23 protein-coding genes are annotated in these 21,425 nt (G+C 35.7%); 1 reads left to right on the forward strand and 22 read right to left on the reverse strand.

Translation table 11 applies throughout. From position 1 onward, the window contains the following. Positions 1-801 (reverse strand): 4-hydroxy-tetrahydrodipicolinate reductase, encoded by an 801-nt coding sequence (gene dapB / locus C2I06_RS08170; protein ID WP_123257843.1) that lies wholly within the window; start codon positions 799-801, stop codon positions 1-3. A gap of 30 nt (positions 802-831) precedes the next feature. Further along, positions 832-1,164 (reverse strand): nucleotide pyrophosphohydrolase, encoded by a 333-nt coding sequence (locus C2I06_RS08175; protein WP_095331870.1) that lies wholly within the window; start codon positions 1,162-1,164, stop codon positions 832-834. 232 nt (positions 1,165-1,396) lie between these two features. Here C2I06_RS08175 and C2I06_RS08180 point away from each other — a divergent pair, with 232 nt between their 5' ends. Beyond that, positions 1,397-2,275: a YitT family protein gene (locus C2I06_RS08180; protein WP_095331868.1), complete on the forward strand. Its 879-nt coding sequence runs from the start codon at positions 1,397-1,399 to the stop codon at positions 2,273-2,275. A gap of 81 nt (positions 2,276-2,356) precedes the next feature. Here C2I06_RS08180 and C2I06_RS08185 read toward each other — a convergent pair whose 3' ends face one another. The 20 genes from C2I06_RS08185 to C2I06_RS08275 all read right to left on the reverse strand — a co-directional run bounded on the left by C2I06_RS08185 (position 2,357) and on the right by C2I06_RS08275 (position 21,257). Further along, a complete protein-coding gene (locus tag C2I06_RS08185; protein ID WP_095331866.1) occupies positions 2,357-3,391 on the reverse strand; it encodes a serine hydrolase domain-containing protein in 1,035 nt (344 codons plus the stop codon). 128 nt (positions 3,392-3,519) lie between these two features. After that, positions 3,520-4,704 (reverse strand): MFS transporter, encoded by a 1,185-nt coding sequence (locus C2I06_RS08190; protein ID WP_123259136.1) that lies wholly within the window; start codon positions 4,702-4,704, stop codon positions 3,520-3,522. 311 nt (positions 4,705-5,015) lie between these two features. Further along, entirely contained in the window at positions 5,016-5,690 is a 675-nt protein-coding gene (locus tag C2I06_RS08195) for a zinc metallopeptidase (RefSeq protein WP_095259094.1), read from the reverse strand. 60 nt (positions 5,691-5,750) lie between these two features. Continuing rightward, positions 5,751-6,563, reverse strand: coding sequence for a sporulation protein YpjB (ypjB, locus tag C2I06_RS08200; protein ID WP_095331862.1), 813 nt, complete (start codon positions 6,561-6,563; stop codon positions 5,751-5,753). Between the two features lie 73 nt (positions 6,564-6,636). Continuing rightward, entirely contained in the window at positions 6,637-7,230 is a 594-nt protein-coding gene (gene lhaT, locus C2I06_RS08205; protein ID WP_123257844.1) for a lipoprotein heptaprenylglyceryl N-acetyltransferase LhaT, read from the reverse strand. A gap of 125 nt (positions 7,231-7,355) precedes the next feature. Beyond that, positions 7,356-7,901: a ReoY family proteolytic degradation factor gene (locus C2I06_RS08210; protein WP_047940375.1), complete on the reverse strand. Its 546-nt coding sequence runs from the start codon at positions 7,899-7,901 to the stop codon at positions 7,356-7,358. Between the two features lie 135 nt (positions 7,902-8,036). Next, positions 8,037-9,299 (reverse strand): tetratricopeptide repeat protein, encoded by a 1,263-nt coding sequence (locus tag C2I06_RS08215; RefSeq protein WP_095331858.1) that lies wholly within the window; start codon positions 9,297-9,299, stop codon positions 8,037-8,039. A gap of 24 nt (positions 9,300-9,323) precedes the next feature. After that, entirely contained in the window at positions 9,324-10,223 is a 900-nt protein-coding gene (locus C2I06_RS08220) for a hypothetical protein (RefSeq protein WP_123257845.1), read from the reverse strand. Positions 10,224-10,358: 135 nt separating this feature from the next. Beyond that, the gene (aroA, locus tag C2I06_RS08225; protein WP_095331854.1) at positions 10,359-11,654 is read right to left on the reverse strand and encodes a 3-phosphoshikimate 1-carboxyvinyltransferase; all 1,296 of its coding nucleotides are present in this window, start codon (positions 11,652-11,654) and stop codon (positions 10,359-10,361) included. Positions 11,655-11,669: 15 nt separating this feature from the next. Next, positions 11,670-12,773, reverse strand: coding sequence for a prephenate dehydrogenase (locus tag C2I06_RS08230; protein WP_095331852.1), 1,104 nt, complete (start codon positions 12,771-12,773; stop codon positions 11,670-11,672). A 27-nt stretch (positions 12,774-12,800) separates the two neighbouring features. Next, on the reverse strand, positions 12,801-13,904 hold the full coding sequence (hisC, locus tag C2I06_RS08235) for a histidinol-phosphate transaminase (RefSeq protein ID WP_123257846.1): 1,104 nt from the start codon (positions 13,902-13,904) through the stop codon (positions 12,801-12,803). Positions 13,905-13,920: 16 nt separating this feature from the next. Beyond that, positions 13,921-14,286 carry a chorismate mutase gene (gene aroH / locus C2I06_RS08240; protein WP_095331848.1) on the reverse strand — a complete coding sequence of 122 codons (366 nt, stop codon included), beginning with the start codon at positions 14,284-14,286 and terminating at the stop codon, positions 13,921-13,923. After that, complete coding sequence (locus tag C2I06_RS08245; RefSeq protein ID WP_338134274.1) at positions 14,287-15,015, reverse strand: 3-dehydroquinate synthase; 729 nt, start codon at positions 15,013-15,015, stop codon at positions 14,287-14,289. Between the two features lie 23 nt (positions 15,016-15,038). Beyond that, positions 15,039-15,368, reverse strand: a complete 330-nt coding sequence (locus tag C2I06_RS25935; protein ID WP_338134275.1) for a hypothetical protein — start codon at positions 15,366-15,368, stop codon at positions 15,039-15,041. Next, positions 15,368-16,540, reverse strand: a complete 1,173-nt coding sequence (gene aroC / locus C2I06_RS08250) for a chorismate synthase (protein ID WP_095331844.1) — start codon at positions 16,538-16,540, stop codon at positions 15,368-15,370. Before aroC ends, C2I06_RS25935 begins: the two co-directional genes overlap by 1 nt. Positions 16,541-16,734: 194 nt before the next feature. Continuing rightward, a complete protein-coding gene (locus C2I06_RS08255; protein WP_095331842.1) occupies positions 16,735-17,508 on the reverse strand; it encodes a CheR family methyltransferase in 774 nt (257 codons plus the stop codon). Positions 17,509-18,018: 510 nt separating this feature from the next. Next, positions 18,019-18,465 (reverse strand): nucleoside-diphosphate kinase, encoded by a 447-nt coding sequence (ndk, locus tag C2I06_RS08260; RefSeq protein WP_095331840.1) that lies wholly within the window; start codon positions 18,463-18,465, stop codon positions 18,019-18,021. Between the two features lie 135 nt (positions 18,466-18,600). Next, positions 18,601-19,563 carry a heptaprenyl diphosphate synthase component II gene (hepT, locus tag C2I06_RS08265; protein WP_123257847.1) on the reverse strand — a complete coding sequence of 321 codons (963 nt, stop codon included), beginning with the start codon at positions 19,561-19,563 and terminating at the stop codon, positions 18,601-18,603. Between the two features lie 200 nt (positions 19,564-19,763). Next, a complete protein-coding gene (locus C2I06_RS08270) occupies positions 19,764-20,465 on the reverse strand; it encodes a demethylmenaquinone methyltransferase (protein WP_095331837.1) in 702 nt (233 codons plus the stop codon). A gap of 6 nt (positions 20,466-20,471) precedes the next feature. Continuing rightward, positions 20,472-21,257, reverse strand: a complete 786-nt coding sequence (locus C2I06_RS08275) for a heptaprenyl diphosphate synthase component 1 (protein WP_163186176.1) — start codon at positions 21,255-21,257, stop codon at positions 20,472-20,474. Positions 21,258-21,425: the final 168 nt, after the last annotated feature.

Consider the following 21,425-nt stretch of genomic DNA (forward strand, 5'->3'; position numbering starts at 1 on the left):
CTACTCCATAATATTTTCTAAACCGTATATCAATACATTTAGCTTTAATACCTCTTCTACTGCAAATTTAACACCTGACATAAAGGAAGCCCGATTATAAGAATCATGTCTAATGGTTAATGATTCTCCATCTGATCCGAACATAACCTGTTGATGGGCAATTAAGCCTGGTAGACGTGTAGAGTGTATTCTCATTCCATCGAAATCTGCGCCTCTTGCGCCTGGTATGGTCTCTTTTTCGTCTGGGTGTCCTTGTTTTTTGCTTTCTCTTACTTCTGCAATAAGCTCAGCTGTTTTCACAGCAGTTCCAGATGGTGCATCCAGTTTTTGATCATGATGCATTTCCATAATTTCCACATCGGCAAAATAGCGTGCAGCCATTTTAGAGAATTTCATCATTAACACAGCACCCAAAGCAAAATTTGGCGCAATGATACAGCCGCGATCCATTTCTTCACATAATTTTTCTAATTCGGCTAAGTTTTCTTTCGTAAACCCGGTTGTTCCTACTACTGGTCTAACACCATAGCTTAAAGCTGTTTTAGCATGATGCATGCCGAACTCAGGCGTTGTTAAATCAATAAGCACATCCGGTTTTTCTGTTTGTAGACATTTTTCTATATCCGTATATATTGGTACATCATAAGAAGCAAAGCCTTCTATCTCTTTTAAGCTTTTCCCCTCATTCTTATGATCTAAAACTGCAACAAGTTCAAAATTCTCTGTTCTTCCCATTAAATAAACTGCTTCTGTTCCCATTCTGCCTCTAGGTCCTGCGATTACGATTTTTACTTTATTCAATGTCCTAACTCCTTAATATGTATTTTGTCTTTATTGATCTTTCCTTGTCCAACGATCTTTATCCCGTGTGTTAAATTTATGCATAACACGATTATGTGCTTCTTCTAAATCGATATTAAGTGAATTGGCTAAACAAGTTAACACAAACAACATATCCCCAATTTCATCCGTAATTTCTTTCTCTGTTTCCGTTTCTTTTTTTGGTTTCTCCCCATAGTAATGGTTTACTTCTCTAGCCAGCTCTCCTAACTCTTCTGTCAGTCGGGCAAGCATGGCCAGCGGACTGAAATACCCTTCTTTAAATTGTCCGATGTATTCATCTACTTCTCTTTGTATATCTTTTACCGTTTTATCCTGATTCAATATAAGCACCTCAAGTCAATAAGTAATCTTATCCAATTCCATGTTAGCTAATCTAAACCATTTTTACAAACATTTTTGACGATATTAATATAAGTGTCTAAAAATGCATGCTCTTCTTTTCCTAACATTAACTAATTGCTTGCTTATCTGCTAGATTGCCCATCTGCATGTGATTCGATATAATGGATACGCTAATAATAGTGCATTTTGTACTAAGAAAGAAGGCGAGTCGATGTTTAAAAGTATTAAAGTTAAAAATATCTTGTTCATCCTTTTAGGATCTGCGATATTTTCCTTCGGTATTGTTCATTTCAATATGCAGAACAATTTAGCAGAAGGTGGTTTTACCGGTATTACGCTTTTATTATATGCTGAATGGAATTTGGATCCTTCCATCACAAATTTACTACTTAATATCCCTTTGTTTTTCATCGGGTGGAAGTTATTAGGGAAAAACGTCTTTATTTACACGATTATTGGAACGGTTGCAGTCTCTATTTTCCTCTGGTTTTTCCAGCTTCCAGAGATCGAGTTACATATTCCCCTCACTGAAGATTTGACTCTAGCTGCTTTATTCGCAGGAACATTTATTGGTGTCGGCTTAGGTATTATTTTCCGCTATGGAGGGACAACTGGCGGAGTAGATATTATAGCTAGATTAGGGTTTAAGTATTTCGGATGGAGTATGGGAAAAACCATGTTCTTCTTTGACTTTTGTGTCATTACGCTTTCGTTAATCACGTATCTATCATATAGAGAAGCGATGTATACATTGGTTGCTGTTTTTGTCGGGGCAAGAGTAATCGACTTTATTCAAGAAGGGGCATATGCAGCTAGAGGAGCAATGATCATTTCTGACGACAATGAAAAAATCGCCAATAAGATAATGAGTGAAATGGATCGTGGTGTTACTGTCTTAAAAGGACATGGTTCCTTTACTAAACAAGATCGGGAAGTACTTTATTGTGTTGTCGCAAAAACAGAAATTGTTCGTTTAAAAAGCATCATTACAAGTATAGATCCCCATGCGTTTGTATCGGTTAGTATCGTTCATGATGTAATGGGCGAAGGTTTCACTTTAGATGAATATAAACAACCTCTCGATAAATAAACTAAAAAATTGTATTCACTTTGCAATTAATATTAAATTACTTGCAACGATGAATACAATTTTTTTGCTCTTACTATTGACTTAATAATCATTGCCAAAAATAGAATGATAGATCTCTCCTATTATCCCTTTCATTTGATGTACACCTAAATCAGTATTTGTCATAATTATCGCCCCTTTTTTTAATAATGGGTAAGCTACAAGCATGCTCTGAAATCCAATCCCCCATCCTAATGCAGAAATTTCCACTTCTTTATTAGAGCTATCTAAAAACACGCTCAGTCCGATCCAATTTATGTTCCCTTGCGGACTGATTATCTCCTTAGCATTTTGCCTCGATAATCCTAATTGACTTCTACCTTCCAAAGCATTCATTAATTCCAATACTAAAATCGCTAAATCAGCAGGAGTAGTCCAAATATCACAGGCTGCTGGATAAGGATAAAAGGGGTAGTTTCCGTAGATAATTTGTCCTTTATTATCATGACCAGAAGAAATATTTTCAACACCTCTTATATCAATACAGCTCTGATTCATATGTAAAGGCTGAAGGAGAAATTCTTTTAATACTATGTGAAAAGATTTCTGCAAAGTATCTTCAATCAGTTGTTGAATAATGCAAAAGCCAGCGTCCGAGTAATGAAATGCACTCATTGGTTCACAACTGATCTGTATTTTCTGCCGATTGAATACGGAAGTTCCTTCTAATATGTCTATCATAGGAGGAACTTCCTCGTTTTCTTTCCATTCCCTAAAACTACCTTCTGGGTCAATAATCCCTGATTGATGACTCAAAAGATCTCTTAAAGTTACTTTTTTGCCTTTTATCCATTTATTTGCTGTTAAACGCCAAGAGCTAAGTTTAACATTAACATCTTCATCTAAATCAAGCAGTCCAGTTTCTACTAGCTTTAAAACCAACATAGCTGTCACAAATTTACTTATAGAAGCAGAATGGAAGCGTGTCTGTTCATTAACAATATCCGTTTTACCTGCTTCCTTCACACCATACTGTTTGATACAATTAAGATTTGCATCTTGTATTACCGCTATGCTTAAACCAGCTATTTTATAATGTTTCATTCGCTCTTCTACATTTAGATTTGTTAGTGCCATCCTAACTCCTCCTGTTTTCTTTTAGAGCAATCATAGCACAAAACGAACGTATGGTCTATTTTAATTATAATTAGCTCAAGAACGAAGCTTATTACGGCGCCTATAAGTGATGTCATACTAACTATTATCTATTTTAAAGTAGAATGTATTTCACTAACTCGCTTATCCGTCGGCAGTAAATATGTCAATATTCCTAAAAGCGGCAGCAGGCTACAAATAATCATAATTGCTTGCAAACTAAATGTGTCTCCAATAACACCAAAGATTACTCCACCTAGTGCCCCCATTCCAAATGCTAACCCTACAATTAAGCCTGACACAAGGCCAATCATACCTGGAAGCAGTTCTTGTGCATAAACAACGGTCACACTGAAACTAGACTGCAAAATAAAGCCAATAATAAATAATAAAGGCCCTATTAGCCAAAACGGCATATGTGGGAGCAGTAAAGCAAACGGTGCAGATCCGATTAAAGAAAAGAGAAGAATCGTTCTTTTCCCAAAGCGGTCTGCCAATGGTCCTCCAAGAAAAGTCCCAATTACACCAGCAAGTAAAAACACAAAAACAAATATTTGCGCATTTTCAATACTTAAGCTAAACTTCTCAATTAAATAAAAGTGAAGGAAATTACTAATTCCCGCTCCATACCAAGAACGTGCAAATACAAGGAAAATTAATAAACATATTGCCAGAATAATTTCTTTATTAACAACAAATTCCCGCTTTCCTTGTTGTTTCTTTTGTGGATTTCTAATATACAATTCTCTCTTATACCAAGTTGATACTTGAAATAATACAATCATGCCAATTGTAGCTAGAAGAGTAAACCAAATGGTTCCGAATTGACCTGTTCGTACAAAAATAAAAGCAGTAAATACAGGTGCTAATGATTGACCTGCATTTCCGCCCACTTGATAAATTGATTGGGCAAGCCCGCGTTTCGCTCCAGCTGCCATATAAGAAACACGAGATCCTTCTGGATGGAAGATAGCGGAACCAAATCCAATAAATAAAACGGATAATAAGACCAAGTAAAAATTTGGAGCGAGAGAAAGGCCTAGCATTCCGATTAAGCTTGAGAACATTGCAATCGGCAATAAATATGGTGCTGGCCTTTTATCTGCCAAAACACCAAACACAGGTTGTAGAATAGAGGATGTAATGTTTAAAGCAAAGGCAATCCAACCAATTTGGGTATAATTTAATTCCATTGACTTTTGGATAACAGGAAATAAGGCAGGCACAACCGATTGCATACAATCATTCAAAAAATGTCCAAGACTTATCGCAAATAAAATCCGATAAATGGTCATCTCCTGCCGCTTTTTCCCTTGTACATATTCAGCAGTTTGCAAAAAAACCCTTCTTTCTTTTTGTTTTCTTTTATGTAAATGGCATTGTTTATTATACACCTAGCATTTTTTAAAATCTATAATTTTCTAAAAAATCAAAATTCAAATAAGTTGATTCATCAATATATTTCGTTCCCATAAGAAGTTCCGTGTAATACCACAAATCTTCTTTTTTGATGAAAAAAACCCAACCAATGATACAAAAAACTTTCGTATCATTGATTGGGTTTAGTTTCGACTGAATAAATTAAAGCCCAGCTTATTTTTAATTTCTATTCATCTCTTAACATTCCTGTATAAATCAACAGCAAACGAACTAGTTCGAGAACAGCAACTGCTGCCGCTGCCACATATGTTAATGCTGCTGCATTCAACACTTTTTTCGTTTCTCTTTCCTCATCGTTTCTTATAATCCCTAATGACACAACTTGATCCATCGCACGGTTCGATGCGTTAAATTCCACTGGAAGTGTAACAAATTGGAACAGTACGCCGGCAGCCATTAAGATGATTCCTAATAACATCATTCCAGGAAGTTGTGCGAACATCCCTATTAAGATAAAGATCCATGATGCATTGCTTCCAAAGTTAGCAACTGGAACTAATGTAGAACGAAAACGTAAAAAAGAGTATTCTTGCTGATCTTGGATAGCGTGACCAACTTCATGTGCTGCAATAGCTGCTGCTGCTACTGAATGACCATGATAGTTATCAGTCGATAAACGGACAACTTTAGAACGGGGATCATAATGGTCAGATAATACCCCTCTTGTTTCCTCGACAGATACATCATAAAGCCCATTAGAATCTAATATTCTTCTCGCTACCTCTCTACCGGACATATGGGAGGAAGAAGCTACTTTGGAATATTTTTTGTATGCACTCTTCACCTTCATTTGTGCCCAAATAGGGATGAGAATAATTAGAATAAAATATATAAAAATCATGTTTTTCCCCCTATTATTTCTAGTAGTATATTTTTATTGTAAGCAGGAAAAACACCAAAGTCAAATATTATCCCTTTTTTGTTTTGTTTTTCTTTTTTCCGCTTTATCTCCGAGATATTTCCGCCAGCCAACGTAGGATAAAGTAAGAATAATAATACTTCCCGTCGAAATAATTACCCACCATAAAGAGGGATCTGCCTCATCCTCATAGAGTTGATTAAAAACATCCTGCAATTCACTTTCTAATTGGGTTACTTCCTCTAAATCTCCTTGTTGATTAAAAACTTGTAACCGATACGTATTCATAAACTCTACAAGGGAGTTTAATTCTTGAAATTGTGCAGCGGAAACATCCAGCTTAAGACTCGGATAAATAATTTGATATAACGATAGAAAAGAATCTAACTTTTCATCAAATTTTTCTTTATCATCTAAAAGGATAGCATCCTTCATCTCTCGATAGGTTGACATAACAGGTTCTTCCATCTGAGTCCATAAAGGTTGTTCACCTGATGAAACAGCATCAACCGCCAATCGAAATTTTGTTACCGAATTTATCCGTTCGTCATTTTTAATCGATTGATTAGTGATTGCCTCTACCGCTTCATCATGTGTACCAGTTAAAATCCTCCGTTCATCTACTGTAAACGGACTTCCATTTACACTAACTGAGCTAAACTGGTTTGAAAAATAATCAAGAATTTTTTTGGCATCCTCATAACGTTCTGATCGTACAAGCTGTAATACCTCATCTGAAAGCGTATCTAGTTCATCCAATTCCTTTGCAGGCGTTTTTTGGTCTGCATATACAGAAAAAGAAATAGGCAAAAGTAAAATCAATATCATTAACAACATAACCAATTTAGCCTTCATTCTTGTCCCTCCTCTATCTACTATTAAAAATGTATGATGAGTTGGACAAGGTTAGACTAAAAAAAATGCAATTCTATTGAATCCTCCATTGTAATTCCTCGCTCTTTTTATAGGCATAATAGGCAATCAATAGACTTAAAACACTGAGCCAGAAAGTAAAGTAGCCGATATTTGCCATATATTGATCTAATACGCTATATTTAGGCATCATTTTAAACACATAATCTATCACATCATTATGTAATGTCCAAATCGCTACGAGAATAATATGCCCCCATTTAAAACGATAAAAAGGAATATATAATAATCCTTGAATGGACATAGCCCCATGTGAAATTATGAGCATCCATGAATCAATGCCGATTGTTCCTGTTTCAAAATAAACAAGGAAGTTCATAACTACTGCCCATATACCGTATTTAAATAATGTTACTAATGCCAGCGCTTCAATTAGTGGCCAGTTTTTTCTCCATAAAAACGCAATTAATACTAACACAAAAAAAAGGCTTGCCGTCGGACTATCAGGTACAAACAATAAAAATTTCGCAGGTGTTTCTGCTAACTGATATCTATACCAATAATAGCCATACACAGTTCCGAAGAGGTTAATAGCGAGTAATAGTCCAATAAAAGATCGATTACTTAATATCATGTAAATGCTTCTCACACTTTTTCTCCTTTTACTATCTTTATCCTCCTATTTTACCATAGTTTATAAAGCATCGGAAAATCTATCGATATTAAAATAATCCCGCAAAGTCTATTATCGGCTTTACGGGACTACATGCTTTTTCATTTATTTTGAAAGAACTTCAATTGATTTGTTAAGGTAATGAACATCTCTTTATCACCATTATCTAGCGCCTCATCAATTAACTGGAGAAGTTTTTCTTTTTGGAATTTTTCTATACTCTTCACTAAAAATTGTTCTGCAATCATTTTATCTTTTTCGGTAATTTGCAGTTTTTTCGGCATAAATGGATTTTCTACTAACACAGCTGCATATTGATGAACTTGATTCGATGCATAAAAATTAAGCTGAATATAAATATCTTCATCACGATTAAGGCGAATATCATGAAAAGACTTTTCTGCATCTGTAGTCATCACATTTTCTTTATAAAATCTAAAAGGTACTTCATCAACACAATGCGTGGACATAATTAAACCTCTTGGACATTTCTCTGCATTTTCAACAAAATGGACTTTTTCCATCAATTGATCATGACTCATTAAATAATTTAAAATCCATACACATTCCCGTCTCTTCAATTGATAGTGATTCAAAAACCAACGAATGAAGTCTTTTTTCTCGTTGACAGATACAGGGGTTTTCATTTTGTAATTCCCTCCTCTGCTTGCAACAAATTTTTACTATCCAACCTGTTTTACCTGCGTCTAAGGAAATGACAATTCTCTTTGCACTCGATAAGCCTTTTACAACGTCAATTAAAACTTGTTCATCCAAAAACCTTATTCGTTATCCATAAGGCGTTGTAATATTTCAATATACTCTTCATTACTTGGATCTGTTTGTAAAAGCATATTAAAAATTTCGGCAGCATCCTTTCTTTTTCCTTCTTCTAAAAGAAAATATCCATAATCATATAGAAAATCTGGAAGTTCTTTAAAGAAAGTATATGCTAATTGATATTTGTTTAATGCCTCTGAATATTTTTCTATTCCATGAAATGCTTTAGCAGCATCCCAATGTAATTGAGGTTCTTCTATTTCTTGGTTATCCATCATCTCAATTAGCTCAAGAACATCATCAAATCGATCTTGTGTTAAAAATAATTTATTCAATAAAAGAACTGCTTCTGTAAATTCAGGATCTATTGCAAGCGCTTCTCTAAAATGTTCCTCGGCTTTTTGTTCGTCACCACGTTTTAAAGCTAATTTACCACCATATAAGTATAAATCTTTATTAAACTCATCTTGCTTTATTCCCTCGATAACTGTATTATACGCTTCATTCAGCATTTCCTCCTGCTCATAGCTGCGAGCTAAATAAAGATATAAGGAATGATAAGAGGGATCCAATCCTTTTACCTCTTCAAACCGATTTATAGCAATTGTATATAATCCTGCTTGCGATGCAGTCAAAGCGAGATTAAAGAGCGTATTGATCTCGACTTTTTCCTCGAGTGCTTTTTCATAATAAGGAATAGCATCCTCAAATGCACCCCCAGCACTTAGATTATCTGCAATTCTCCCATTTATATTTACGCCAGCGATATTTTCCTCTTTGGGTAATACCTTTTGGTAGGACTTAATCGCCTCGGTAATTTTTCCTTGTTCTGCATATAATTCACCTAACGCAAAATCGATAATTACCTCATCTGGTAAGATTTTTTGCGCTTCTTTTAGTTTTTGTTCGCTAACCTCATATAACCCATCCATTTGATAGAGATCAGCAAGCAAAAGCAATGCTTGAGGAAATGAAGGATCATTTGGGTTTAATTGTTCTAAATAAGAAATCGCGGCTTCTTCATTGCCTAATTCCATTTCTACTTCCGCGACAAGAACAAGTAATTCTCCTTCTTCTGGGTAACCTTCCAGTAAAACTAAGAATAAATCTTTTGCTTCCTCCAAAAAGCCTAACTGAAATAATTCTTCCCCCAGCACAAATCTTTCTTCATTATTCCCTGATTTTAATACATCCTGATAATATTTTAACGCTTTGTCTTGTTGACCGTCCTCTAATAAAGATATAATTTCATTAACTCTTTCCATATAATAATCCTCTCTAATCCCCTTCTATACTGTCAGGAAGGAAGGTACTTTTACTTCCAGTAATTCACCAAAGCCAGGGCGGTAAAACACTTTATCCCCTGCTCGAATACATTTACCTTTGTGTATGGTCATTTGTATTCTATCATAATGATAATGAAACAAATCATTTTCTTCAATATTTATGATTGCATCATCCATAGCAAATAAATTATATGTTACTTCTCCACCTTGATATATATTACCTTTAAATGGATATATCCCCATTTTCACTAAATCCGGATAAGCTATCGCTATTCCTTCTTTTATCTCATGAGGAATAGAGGGTATTTTAACATCTCTCATTAAGCTTGACCACATTTTTTGTGCTATTTTCTTTTCTTGTTGATCTTTTGTTAAAAAAATGGGAACCAATGGAGCGTTATAGGGGAATAGGGCTTCTTTTATCCATCCCCAAGGTACTCGGTATAACGCTTTTACATCTTCTACCTCGATAAATATAACAGGGATTTTTTCTCTTTTGCATCCTCGTATAAAACTTGGTGATAGCAGTTTTAAAGGAATTTTCACGCCAGCAACAAAATCAATCGCACAGTTTAACAAAGGAGTCTTCATTTTTTTCACTTGTAACGGCAATTCCCTTTCTCTGTTAACCTCTAAATAAAACAGCAAGGTTGTACACCCTTTTTTAATTAAATTTTCTTCAATGTATTGTTTTTGTTGAGTATAGGAAAGAATTCTCGTGACATGATTATCAAGCATAACTGTGGTGGGAGCCATCATATAAGGAGAACCATCCATTCGCATATATTGATAGGAGTTAAAGGTATCTCTCATCAATTCCACCCTGTTATCCTCAATTAGAATGGATGTCTTTTTTACTCTTTGCCTCTTTAATAAATGTATATTTTCGATGATATATCGCATCTTAAATCACCGCCTAATCTTTTTAAGACAAGCTATGATTTAAGATTTGCAAATATTCCTCCAGCAAGAATTTAATCTTATTTACTGCCAGAAAAAAATCGCCGATAAACATACTATGTTCATCGACGGGCTCTGTTATTTTCTATTCGATAATTCATTGAGATGCTCGAAAAACGAAGGATAAGATACTGAAATTGCCTTAGCATTTTCAAGGGTAAGTTCGCCTTCACAAATCTGCGCAGCAATCGCCAGCATCATTCCGATACGGTGATCTCCATGGGAATCCACTTTCGTTCCGATAAGCTTCTTCCCTCCCCGGATAATCATACCATCCTCTGTCGCTTGTATATCCGCACCTAATTTCTTTAACTCGGTTACTACTGTATCAATTCTATTCGTTTCCTTCACCTTAAGCTCATGCGCATCCTTTATAACCGTTACCCCTTCAGCCTGGGTAGCTAATAAAGCAATAATCGGAATTTCATCAATTAACTTCGGAATAATTTCTCCCTCAATCGTTGTTCCCTTTAAATCACTTGTAGACACAGTAATCGTTCCTGTAGGTTCAAATACATCGGTATCATTTTTATGAATCTCCATGCATGCTCCCATGTTATGAAGAACCTCTAAAATACCAGTCCTAGTAGGATTAAGCCCGACATTATTTAATGAAATTTTGCTGTTAGGAACGATGCAACCAGCTACAAGGAAGAAGGCTGCAGAAGAAATATCTCCTGGCACATGAATGTTGGTTCCAGAAAGCTTTTGAGCACCTTCTACAAAGATCTCCTTGTCTTTTCTGCTAATTTCGCCTCCAAATCGCTGAATCATTCTTTCGGTATGATCTCTAGTAGGTACAGGCTCTATTATTTTTGTAACTCCATCTGCATTCAGACCTGCAAATAAAATCGCTGATTTAACTTGAGCACTTGCTACTGGTAATCGATAGGTAATACTCTGTAAATTACCGCCTCGAACGGATAAAGGAGTATATTTTCCGTCTTCCCTGCCATCAATTTTCGCCCCCATTTCTCTTAGAGGAGCAACAACTCTTGTCATTGGCCGTTTCCCAATGGATGAATCACCAATTAGCGTACTATGAAATGGTAAACCGGATAATATTCCTGTTAGCAAGCGGATAGTCGTCCCCGAGTTCCCAACATCCAATATATCTTTTGGCTCTTGTAATGCTTCCATTCCTTTTCCGTGTATTACCACTTCTTTTTCATTTTGTTCTATTAGAACACCTAGCTTCCGGAAACAAGCGATCGTACTTAAGCAGTCATCGCCTAATAAAAAATTTGTAACCGTTGTTGTCCCATTTGCTATCGATCCAAACATAATCGAGCGGTGAGAAATCGATTTGTCACCTGGGACTGCAATTTCTCCTTTTAAACCTCGATTTTTTGTTTTAAGTGTGATTAAGTCCAATAGCTTCACATCCTTTTATCCAATCGTAGTATCATAATTAGAATAGGTAGCAATACACTTCTGTGCTCTTATTCTATCTTCTTCGGTTTGAAAACTAATTGCCAGAATTCCGAATATCTCTTCTCTGGTTTCCATTATTCTAATATTCGTTATACTTATTTTTTCTTGAGCTAAATAACCTGTAATCTCAGATATAACCCCTGGATAATCCGGTACATCTACAAATAAATCATAAAAAGCTGGGATTGCCCCTTTTTGATCTTGGGGCAAACCATCTCTTACTTTTTTTGCTCGGGAAAAATAGTCATATAATTCTTCGGCCCGTTCATTTTCAATGAGAGTAAGGACTCTGTCCATTTCTTTTTTCCATTCATTCATTAACTCAATTAACACGTTTTTATTATGTATTAATATATCACGCCACATTGAAGGGCTGCTAGAGGCGATTCTCGTAATGTCTCTAAATCCTCCGGCTGCTAACCTAGTTACTAGCTTATGCTTTTCACTAATCTGATCTGCTTGATGCACCAGTGATGCAGCAACTATATGCGGCATATGACTGATAGCCCCAGCTAACAAATCATGCTCTTCAGGAGAAATAACAAGAAATTTCGCATTTGTGCCTTGTAACCATTTTAATAAACACTGAACATGCTGATCCTTGATTTTTTCATGGGGAGTTAATAAATAAAAAGCATTTTCAAAAAGAAGTACTTTTGATGCGGAAACACCACTTTTATGGGAGCCAGCCATTGGATGTCCCCCAATAAAAGTAACGTTTTTATCTAATAGTACTTGTGACTTTTCTGTAATAACAGACTTAGTGCTTCCAACATCTGTGATGATAACATTTTCTTTCAATTCTATTTTAGAAAGTATTTCGATGATTTTTTCTGTTTCTTTAACTGGTGTAGAAAGAATAATCAAATCAGCAGTTTTTGCACCTTCTTCTATCGTTGTTGAAAGATTATCAATAACCCCCATCATACTGGCTAATTTCAAATTATCCTCGGAAATATCAAAACCTGTAATGATGCTTTCTGGGTGTTCTTTTTTTATACATAAAGCTAACGATCCACCTATAAGTCCTAAACCTATTATGAAGACGCGACCGTTCATTCTATCACCGCCTTCTATTCCCAATTGTTATTGCGCCACTTTCTTTTCAGCAAGAAACTGTTTCATTGCTTCAATCAAACCATCGTTTTCTTCTTTTGAGCCTATTGTAATTCGAACAGAGGTTGGATAATTCAATGGAACACCTGAACGGACGATATACCCTTTACTCATTAAGTATTGAAATACTTCATCCCCATCTATTTTGAAATCAACTAGCACAAAATTTGTTTGTGATGGGAAGTAGGATAAATTATTTTCCTCACAGAAACGATATAACTGTTCAAGACCTTCTCTATTTTTCTGTCGACAAGACTCCACAAATTCTTGATCCTTTAAGGCCTCTTCTGTTGCGATTTGCCCTAATGTATTAACATTAAATGGTTCTCTAACCGGGTCTAATGTGTTTAATAAGCTAGCATTGGCAACACCATATCCTACACGGAAGCTCGCAAGACCGTATATCTTTGAAAATGTTCGTAAAACGATTAAATTATTAAACTGTCGTGTGAGCGAAATAGCTTCATAATAGTCTTCTGCCACTACATACTCGTAATACGCTTCATCAAGTACTACAAGCACATCCTCTGGAACTTTTTCTAGAAAAGCAAGTAAGTCCTGCTCAGGGATATATGTACCGGTTGGATTATTTGGGCTGCATAGCCAGACAACACTAGTATTATCATCAATAGCTTTAAGCATTGCAGGCAGGTCATGTTCTGCTTTTTCTGTTAGAGGAACTTCTCGAACCTCTGCTCCATCAACGACTGCATTGTGCTTATATTGTCCAAATGTATGACTAGCCATTACCGTATTTAACCCTGGTCTTAATAAGGCTCTAGATATCATTAAGATAATTTCATCAGAACCATTTCCTAACACTAACTCTTCTGGTTTAACCTTTAAAAAATCAGCTAACGCATAGCGAAGGTTTGTTGCATATCCATCGGGATACAATGCATAAGAGCCATCGACTTTTTTTAAAGCCTCTAATACTTTTGGAGAACTTCCAAATGGGTTCTCATTAGACGCAAGCTTAACAATATGTTCAAGTTTAAATTGTTTTTTCACTTCATCTATCGTTCTACCAGGCTGGTAAGCTTTCAACCCTAAAAGCTGCTGTTTCCATTTCATATTTTTCACCTCAAGTTTATTGTTTTGTTAAATCAGGTCTTAATTGAATTGCTTTTTCTAAATAAGTATGCTGTATTTCCTCTTGCGGCAGCTCCGTGTTCCAATGCATCATAATCCGAATACACTTTTCTAATGAATGAGGAACTGCTATTTCTTTCATACACATAACTGGTACATATGTCCAATCTTCTTGCATACGAATAATTTTAGCTGGGAAAGCAGCATTTATATCATCTGTTACTGACAAAAATACGGATGCCACATCACATGCTTTTATATTATTTGCGTTTATCATCTCTTTAAAAAGTCTTTCTGTTGCAGATAAAATTTCTGCTTCGATATTGTGTTCAACCGTTATTGCTCCTCTAACGCCTCTAATCATCTACTTCCCACCTTTAAATAAACCTAATTCTTCTCTAATTACCGCTTCGTTCACTTCTACTAGTACAGGAGATCCTATTTCTTGTAAAAGGACAAAACGAATCGTCCCATTTATAGATTTCTTATCCTGTCTCATTCGATCAATTAAACGTTCTATTTCTAAATCATTGGGAATATCACAAGTATATCCTAACTGTTTAAGCCACTTTATATACTCCTCTAGCGAAAATGCTATGTCATATTTTCGCTTACTTAATCTTATCGCAAATATCATTCCAATCACGACAGCTTCTCCATGAGTAAATTTTCCATACCCCATCTCTGCCTCAATTGCATGACCTAATGTATGCCCAAAATTCAAAAAGGCACGTACACTTGTTTCCTTTTCATCTTCTTCAACAATCGCTTGTTTAACAAGAATACCTTTCTCAAGAATTTCAGACCAATAAGCAATTTTTACTTGTGATAAATCACTTATCTTGCTACGTAGTTCATGATAAAAGCTTATATCGCTAATTAATGCATGTTTGATTACCTCACCAAATCCTGAGCGAAGTTCTTGAAGCGGCAGTGTAGATAGAAACGTTGTATCATAAAAGACAGCTTCTGGCTGATTAAAAACACCAATCATGTTTTTACCTAAAGGATGGTTAATAGCTACTTTTCCGCCAACTGCACTATCATGAGCTAAAATAGTGGTTGGGATTTGAATAAAAGGAATTCCTCTCATAAAGGAAGCAGCTACATAGCCTGCTAAATCCCCAACGGCTCCGCCCCTAATGCTAACACTAGCGATTTACGGTCAAGGTGCTGTTCTAGCATATAGGTCAAACAAGCATAAAAAACATCAAATGTTTTTGCCTTTTCTCCTGCTGGCACTGTATAGCTAACGACAGGAAAGGAGGAAAGTTTCTTTTCAACCGTTTTCAGGTGCAGCTTTTCAACTGACTCATCTGTAATAATTAAAATTTTTGTTACATCAGCAAATTCCTTTTGCAGAAATGCTGAAAGTTCTGCAATTACATTCTCCCCAATCCATACATCATAATGTTTTGACATTGTTTGAATGGAAACAGTCTGCATTAGAATTCCCTCGCATGTCTATTGTGCTCAGCAATATTAGCTACAAGTCCTTCAAATCGATCAGCATAAAATTGATCAACAATAGCTGCAGCAAGCTCCCAAGCAACTGCATGCTCTGCTACTACAGATGCCGCTGGAACTGCGCAGCTATCACTGCGTTCAATGCTAGCTGTAAATTCTTCTTTTGTATCGATATCCACGCTTTTTAATGGTTTATATAGGGTCGGAATTGGCTTCATTACCCCTCTTACAACAATTGGCATACCGTTTGTCATTCCACCCTCTAAGCCACCTAGACGGTTTGTTCTGCGAGAATAGCCATTTTCTTGATCCCATATAATCTCATCATGAACTTCACTTCCTGGCTTTCTAGCAGCTTCAAAGCCTATTCCAATCTCTACTCCTTTAAATGCATTTATACTCATGATTGCGGCAGCAAGCTTTGCATCTAATTTACGGTCATAGTGCACATAGCTTCCCACACCAATCGGCATACCTTCCACTATTACTTCTACTACACCGCCAATGGAATCACCATTTGCTTTCGCTTCATCGATGGCATTCATCATTTTTAAGCCTGCTTCTTCATCTAAACAGCGAACAGGAGAATTTTCCGTAATTTCCCTAAGTTTTTCAATCGACTCATAATTAGTTATATTTGATTTTATACCACCAATTTCAACGACATGTGAGGCAACTTTAATCCCTAGTAAATCAAGGAGCTTTTTCGCCACTGCCCCTGCCGCTACACGAACTGTCGTTTCACGGGCAGAAGATCTCTCTAACACATTTCTCATATCGCGGTGACCATATTTAATAGCGCCATTTAAATCTGCATGCCCTGGGCGTGGACGACTTATTTTTCGTTTTATTTCGTTTGCTTCCGCTTCATCAATTGGGTCCTGTCCCATAACTTTAGTCCAATGCTTCCAATCGTTGTTTTCTACAATCAATGAAACCGGTGAACCTAGCGTATAACCATGTCTAATACCGCCGCCAATTTCAACGGTATCTGTTTCTATTTGCATTCTTCTTCCTCTGCCATGCCCTTTTTGTCTTCTAGCTAACTCCTTATTTATATCTTCAGCTAATAAAGGCATTCCAGCAGGAAGTCCTTCGATAATTGTGATTAATTTGGGACCATGTGACTCCCCAGATGTTAAATATCTCATAATGAATCCTTTCTCCCTTCAACGCTTTAAAGTGATTATGTTCCAATATAACATACCAATCCTGTTATGAATAGTGAAAATCTAAAAATCTTCACAAAATATTACAACGCGATAATCCTTTTCATAAGAAAAATAGCAATCATGTAAACAATGGCAAAACAACGATAAATTTGCAGTGTTGTTTTGCCATTAACTTATATTTTCCGATAAAAAAAAGTATCTGCTGTCTCAAATCCATATTTAGCAGGTGTAAAAATTTGCTCTGTACTCCCTACAAAGAAAATTCCACCAGGTTTTAAAGCTTGAGAAAATTTATGGTAAAGTAAATCTTTTGCATCCTCTGTAAAATAGATAAGAACATTTCTACACACAATTAAATCAAATGGTCCGCCAAACGAATCCGATAATAAGTTTTGCTTCTTAAATGTTACATTTCTTTTAACTTCCTCTTTTATTTTGAACATTGCACCATCTTTTTCAAAATATTTATCTTTTTGAGCGGATGGTACTTCGTTTAATGCTCGCTCTAAATAAATGCCCTTTTTTGCCCTGTCTAAGGCGTTAATATCAATATCCGTCGCAAGAATTTGAAAGTCTCTCAACTTCATTTCATTGGAAAGAAGCATAGATAAAGTATAAGGCTCCTCTCCTGTTGAGCAGGCGGCACTCCAAACCTTTAATTGTGCTTTTGATTGTAGAAGAGAGGGTAAGATTTTTTTCTCCAGTACTTCCCAGCGCTTATAATTCCGGTAAAACTCAGAAACATTAATTGTCATTCGATCTAATAGCTCGTCCAATAAATGTTTATCCTTATGTATCGCTTTAAAATAATCTTCAAAAGAAGTAAAACCCCTTTTTTCATAAAGAGATGTCAACCTTCTTTTCATTTGTGCCTCTTTGTACAAAGACAAATCTATTCCTGATAATTTGTAAAAATTCTTTATAAAATCTTGAAAATCCTTCTCCATTTAAAATTCCTCACAAGTATAATAAAATCAACTACTTTTTAAGTATATACGATTTTCCCACAAAACGGCCAAATTTTATTCCGATAATTCATATAATTACTAGAAAAGCGGAAGCGACTGGTTATCGGCGTACAAACTGGAGGGCGCTGACTGAGATAAAGGAAACACGGGGAAGCAGTGAGACGATGTTGACTTATCGTAGGGAAGCGACCGAAGTTTGCTAGAAGATAGGCGCTGAAGCTTGACATTGAAAAGCGGAGGGCACTCGGTAGGGGCGTGTGGGATGGAGCGACCGTTCCTGAGATATAGGATACACGATGAACGTTAGTGAATCGATGTTGCCTTATCCTAGGGAACGGTCGAGAAGCCCATCAGCCCCTAGTGCCCGGAGCTAGACATCAAAAGCGGAAGCGGCTGGATATCATCGCCCATACTCCAAGGTAGCCGGTCTCTTAGTTTAATCATTCAAAAAAAATAGCTGCCCTGCATAGGACAGCTAAGTAAGCTATATTAGTAAATCCAACTATCTAATAGTTTCTTATACTCTACTATTTCTTCTTCTTTAAAGAAAAGAGCAATTTCTCTTTGAGCACTTTCTATCCCGTCAGACCCATGGATAATATTTTTATGTTTTACTACTCCAAAATCACCACGAACCGTACCAGGCAAAGCTTCCAAAGGATCCGTTTTTCCCATCATCAGTCTTGCCTTGGCAATAACTTCCTCTCCTTGCCAAACCATTGCAAAAACAGGACCTGAAGTAATAAAATCTACTAATTGTGTAAAAAACGGCTTGCCTTTGTGTTCTGCATAATGTTGTTCCGCTAAATTTTCCGTAATATGAATAAGCTTTGCTCCAACAAGTTGAAAACCTTTTTCTTCAAAACGGGTTACTATTTTCCCTATTAAATTTCTTTGTACCCCATCTGGCTTTACCATTAGAAATGTTCTTTCCATAAGCTCACTCCTACCATATGTATTAGACTAGTAAACATGGTCATTCATGAAAAACTTACCACAAAAACCCAATTTATGCAAAAGAAATTTAAAAACGCTTTCATCAAAAACATGTACAAAAGGTATGCTTATTCCTTAAAATTTGCGCTTTCCTAAATATTTAGCGATATTATTAAGTGCAGATTTTGCTTTTCCATTTGGCAAATCATGGATAGTTTGCAAAGCCTTTTTTAAATACAAATCACTAACCTGCAAGGAACGATCGATAGCATCTGTATTTTTGATCATGGAGATAATTTCCATTAACTCTTTCTTAGGCATTGCCTCATGAACAGTTATCACTTTATCGCGCACTTTTTCTTGTTCCATCGCGAATAAAACAGGCAAAGTAATATTTCCTTGAAGTAAATCTCCACCAGCAGGCTTTCCTAATTCTTCTTCCGTACCTACAAAATCGAGAACATCATCTATGATTTGATAAGACATTCCAACATAATAACCAAATCGATATAACTTTTGTTGATAATCTTCCTCAACATCAGAAACAATAGCCCCTACTAACGAGCTTGCCGATATTAATAATGCCGTTTTCCGTTTAATTCGTCGAAAATAATCCCTTATATTTTGATCAAATCGGTATTTATCTTTTATTTGCTGAATTTCACCGATACATACTTCCACTATCGTATTAGCAAGGACTTTGTGAGCAGCTGGCTTATCTATCTCACTCATAATTTCTATTGACCTAGCAAAAATATAATCCCCTGTATACATGGCTACTTTATTATCCCATTTTGCTTTAATCGTCGGTTGGCCTCTCCTTAAATCGGAGTCGTCTATAACATCATCATGAACTAAGGATGCCATATGAATTAATTCTAATGAAATAGCTGCCTTTTTTATAACCTGAATATCATAGTTACCAAACTGTCCAGCAAGCAATACGAATATCGGACGTATTCTTTTGCCACCTGCTTGCAATAAATGTAACGATGATTCTCTTAAAATGGAAGAGTTCGCCTGTACCGTTTCTTCCAAAGCTTTCTCAATCTTATCTATATCCGAATTCAAAAATGAGTACATCATTTTTAATTTCACTAACTACTCACCCAACTTGTATCGATATTTTAAAATAATTATCCAGCATAAAAATGCTTATATATAAATTTAATCCTATTTATGAAAAAAAGAGGTCTAAATACAAGGACAAGAATACAGGATTAAAATGTAGTCCTCCCATCTTGATCCAAATATTGCTTATTGGATTTTGATTTAGACTCTCCTCTATGATTGCACGATTATTTATATCCTATATGAACCGCAGCAACACCACCAAAATAAGGCTTATATGTCACTTTCTTTAGTCCAGCTTCTTGAAACATCAGAGCAAGTTCTTTCATACCCGGAAAGTCACGTGCCGATTCTTGAAGCCATGAATATTCCTTATAGCTTTTCGCAAACAATTTCCCGAAAACCGGCATGATATATCGAAAATAAAAGTAGTATCCCTGTCTAAAGATCGGCATTGTCGGCTGGGATGTTTCTAAACAAACTACCAATCCACCTGGCTTTACCACTCTTCGCATCTCTTTTAAAACAGTTAAATAATCTGGAACATTTCGTAAACCAAAGCCGATTGTCACAAAATCAAACTGATTATCATCAAATGGCAATTCCATAGCATTCCCGTGAATAAGCTCAATATTCTCATATCCCATTGTCTTTTGTTTACCGATACTCAACATATTTTCACTAAAATCAAGTCCAACTACTTTGCCGTTTGGTCCAACTTGCTCTGCTAGGCTAATTGTCCAATCAGCTGTTCCGCAGCATACATCTAAACATGCTGCTCCTTTAGGCACATTCATTCTCTTCATCGTGTCTTTTCGCCATAGTTTATGTTGCTGAAAGCTGATGACTGAATTCATTTTATCGTAATTACTATAAATTTTTTCAAATACATTATGTACCTTTTCTTCTTTAGATTGCTGCTCTTGCATTTTTAATTACCCTTCCTCTACGTACAATTGTTGTTTGTTTATTGCATTTAATAACTGATAGGTATTTTCTCTAAACACTGCTTGTAATTCAGGAAGATTTTCTAGCATCTCTTCTAGTCGTGAACTTGTCTCTTTTAAATATTTATCTAATACGGCTGTTTTAGCACTTATAGATAATAAATTGTTCTTATTCTCATACTTATAAAATGTTTCGACAACGATTGATCCTTGCGTGCGGTCATATAATTCTTTTTCTTTTTGTATTCGATAAAGAAACAAATATTCCTCTACAAGCGATTTCCATCCATCTAATTGATAAAAGTCCACAAGCTTTTTAATTAATGCTCCCTCAATATTTTTCAGGCTTTCTATTACCTGCTCTATTGTTTTCGCATTCTGATGATAAAAGAATATTTTATTCTCATTTACCTCTTTAATTCCTTCTGCAAGGAATTTAAGCATTTTAAGGTCTTCGATTTCAGCTAATATTTTATAATATTGCCCACTATATAAATCCCCTGCTAATACTGTTAACTGTCGATTTCTTTCGTTCCCTTTATGCATCTTTTCATTTGTAACAAGCTCATGGGTATCAAGGGCAATTTGTATAAGTGTAATAGTTGTTGCATATGTAATTATTTCTTGTTTTTGTATATTTGCCTCTAAAAGGACAGATATAATTAGTAAAATCTTATGTTCATCTATAACCGGATTTGGTATATGTTTTTGCAAATAATGATTCGAAGTTCGCTCAATCACTCTTTTTTTTACACTCTCTATTAATTCCTGCATAACCATAACATCACCCTTGTTCCCCATTTATTCCTGGTTTTCTATAATTTCGTTTCTCGCATCTGCTTTTAATTAAGACAGGTGAAACTATCTTTCGAAAGATTGTCTATCTATCTTAGAGCTACAAATTAACAAAGCAAACTTAAAAAAAATACTTTCCATTTCTAT

The organism is Niallia circulans, from assembly GCF_003726095.1.
Classification (GTDB): domain Bacteria; phylum Bacillota; class Bacilli; order Bacillales; family Cytobacillaceae; genus Niallia; species Niallia circulans_A.

Excerpts from the sequence above, each read along its gene's own strand:
- C2I06_RS08190 (WP_123259136.1), bottom strand. The coding sequence starts at position 4,704 with ATGACCATTTATCGGATTTTATTTGCGATAAGTCTTGGACATTTTTTG.
- aroC (WP_095331844.1), bottom strand. The coding sequence starts at position 16,540 with ATGAGATATTTAACATCTGGGGAGTCACATGGTCCCAAATTAATCACA.
- hisC (WP_123257846.1), bottom strand. The coding sequence starts at position 13,904 with ATGAAATGGAAACAGCAGCTTTTAGGGTTGAAAGCTTACCAGCCTGGT.
- C2I06_RS08230 (WP_095331852.1), bottom strand. The coding sequence starts at position 12,773 with ATGAACGGTCGCGTCTTCATAATAGGTTTAGGACTTATAGGTGGATCG.
- C2I06_RS08215 (WP_095331858.1), bottom strand. The coding sequence starts at position 9,299 with ATGGAAAGAGTTAATGAAATTATATCTTTATTAGAGGACGGTCAACAA.
- C2I06_RS08275 (WP_163186176.1), bottom strand. The coding sequence starts at position 21,257 with ATGCAGGAATTAATAGAGAGTGTAAAAAAAAGAGTGATTGAGCGAACT.
- C2I06_RS08210 (WP_047940375.1), bottom strand. The coding sequence starts at position 7,901 with ATGAAAACCCCTGTATCTGTCAACGAGAAAAAAGACTTCATTCGTTGG.
- C2I06_RS08245 (WP_338134274.1), bottom strand. The coding sequence starts at position 15,015 with ATGAGAGGAATTCCTTTTATTCAAATCCCAACCACTATTTTAGCTCAT.
- C2I06_RS08220 (WP_123257845.1), bottom strand. The coding sequence starts at position 10,223 with ATGCGATATATCATCGAAAATATACATTTATTAAAGAGGCAAAGAGTA.
- ndk (WP_095331840.1), bottom strand. The coding sequence starts at position 18,465 with ATGGAAAGAACATTTCTAATGGTAAAGCCAGATGGGGTACAAAGAAAT.
- ypjB (WP_095331862.1), bottom strand. The coding sequence starts at position 6,563 with ATGAAGGCTAAATTGGTTATGTTGTTAATGATATTGATTTTACTTTTG.
- C2I06_RS08255 (WP_095331842.1), bottom strand. The coding sequence starts at position 17,508 with ATGGAGAAGGATTTTCAAGATTTTATAAAGAATTTTTACAAATTATCA.
- aroH (WP_095331848.1), bottom strand. The coding sequence starts at position 14,286 with ATGATTAGAGGCGTTAGAGGAGCAATAACGGTTGAACACAATATCGAA.
- C2I06_RS08195 (WP_095259094.1), bottom strand. The coding sequence starts at position 5,690 with ATGATTTTTATATATTTTATTCTAATTATTCTCATCCCTATTTGGGCA.
- C2I06_RS25935 (WP_338134275.1), bottom strand. The coding sequence starts at position 15,368 with ATGCAGACTGTTTCCATTCAAACAATGTCAAAACATTATGATGTATGG.
- C2I06_RS08185 (WP_095331866.1), bottom strand. The coding sequence starts at position 3,391 with ATGGCACTAACAAATCTAAATGTAGAAGAGCGAATGAAACATTATAAA.
- C2I06_RS08180 (WP_095331868.1), top strand. The coding sequence starts at position 1,397 with ATGTTTAAAAGTATTAAAGTTAAAAATATCTTGTTCATCCTTTTAGGA.
- C2I06_RS08270 (WP_095331837.1), bottom strand. The coding sequence starts at position 20,465 with ATGCAAGAGCAGCAATCTAAAGAAGAAAAGGTACATAATGTATTTGAA.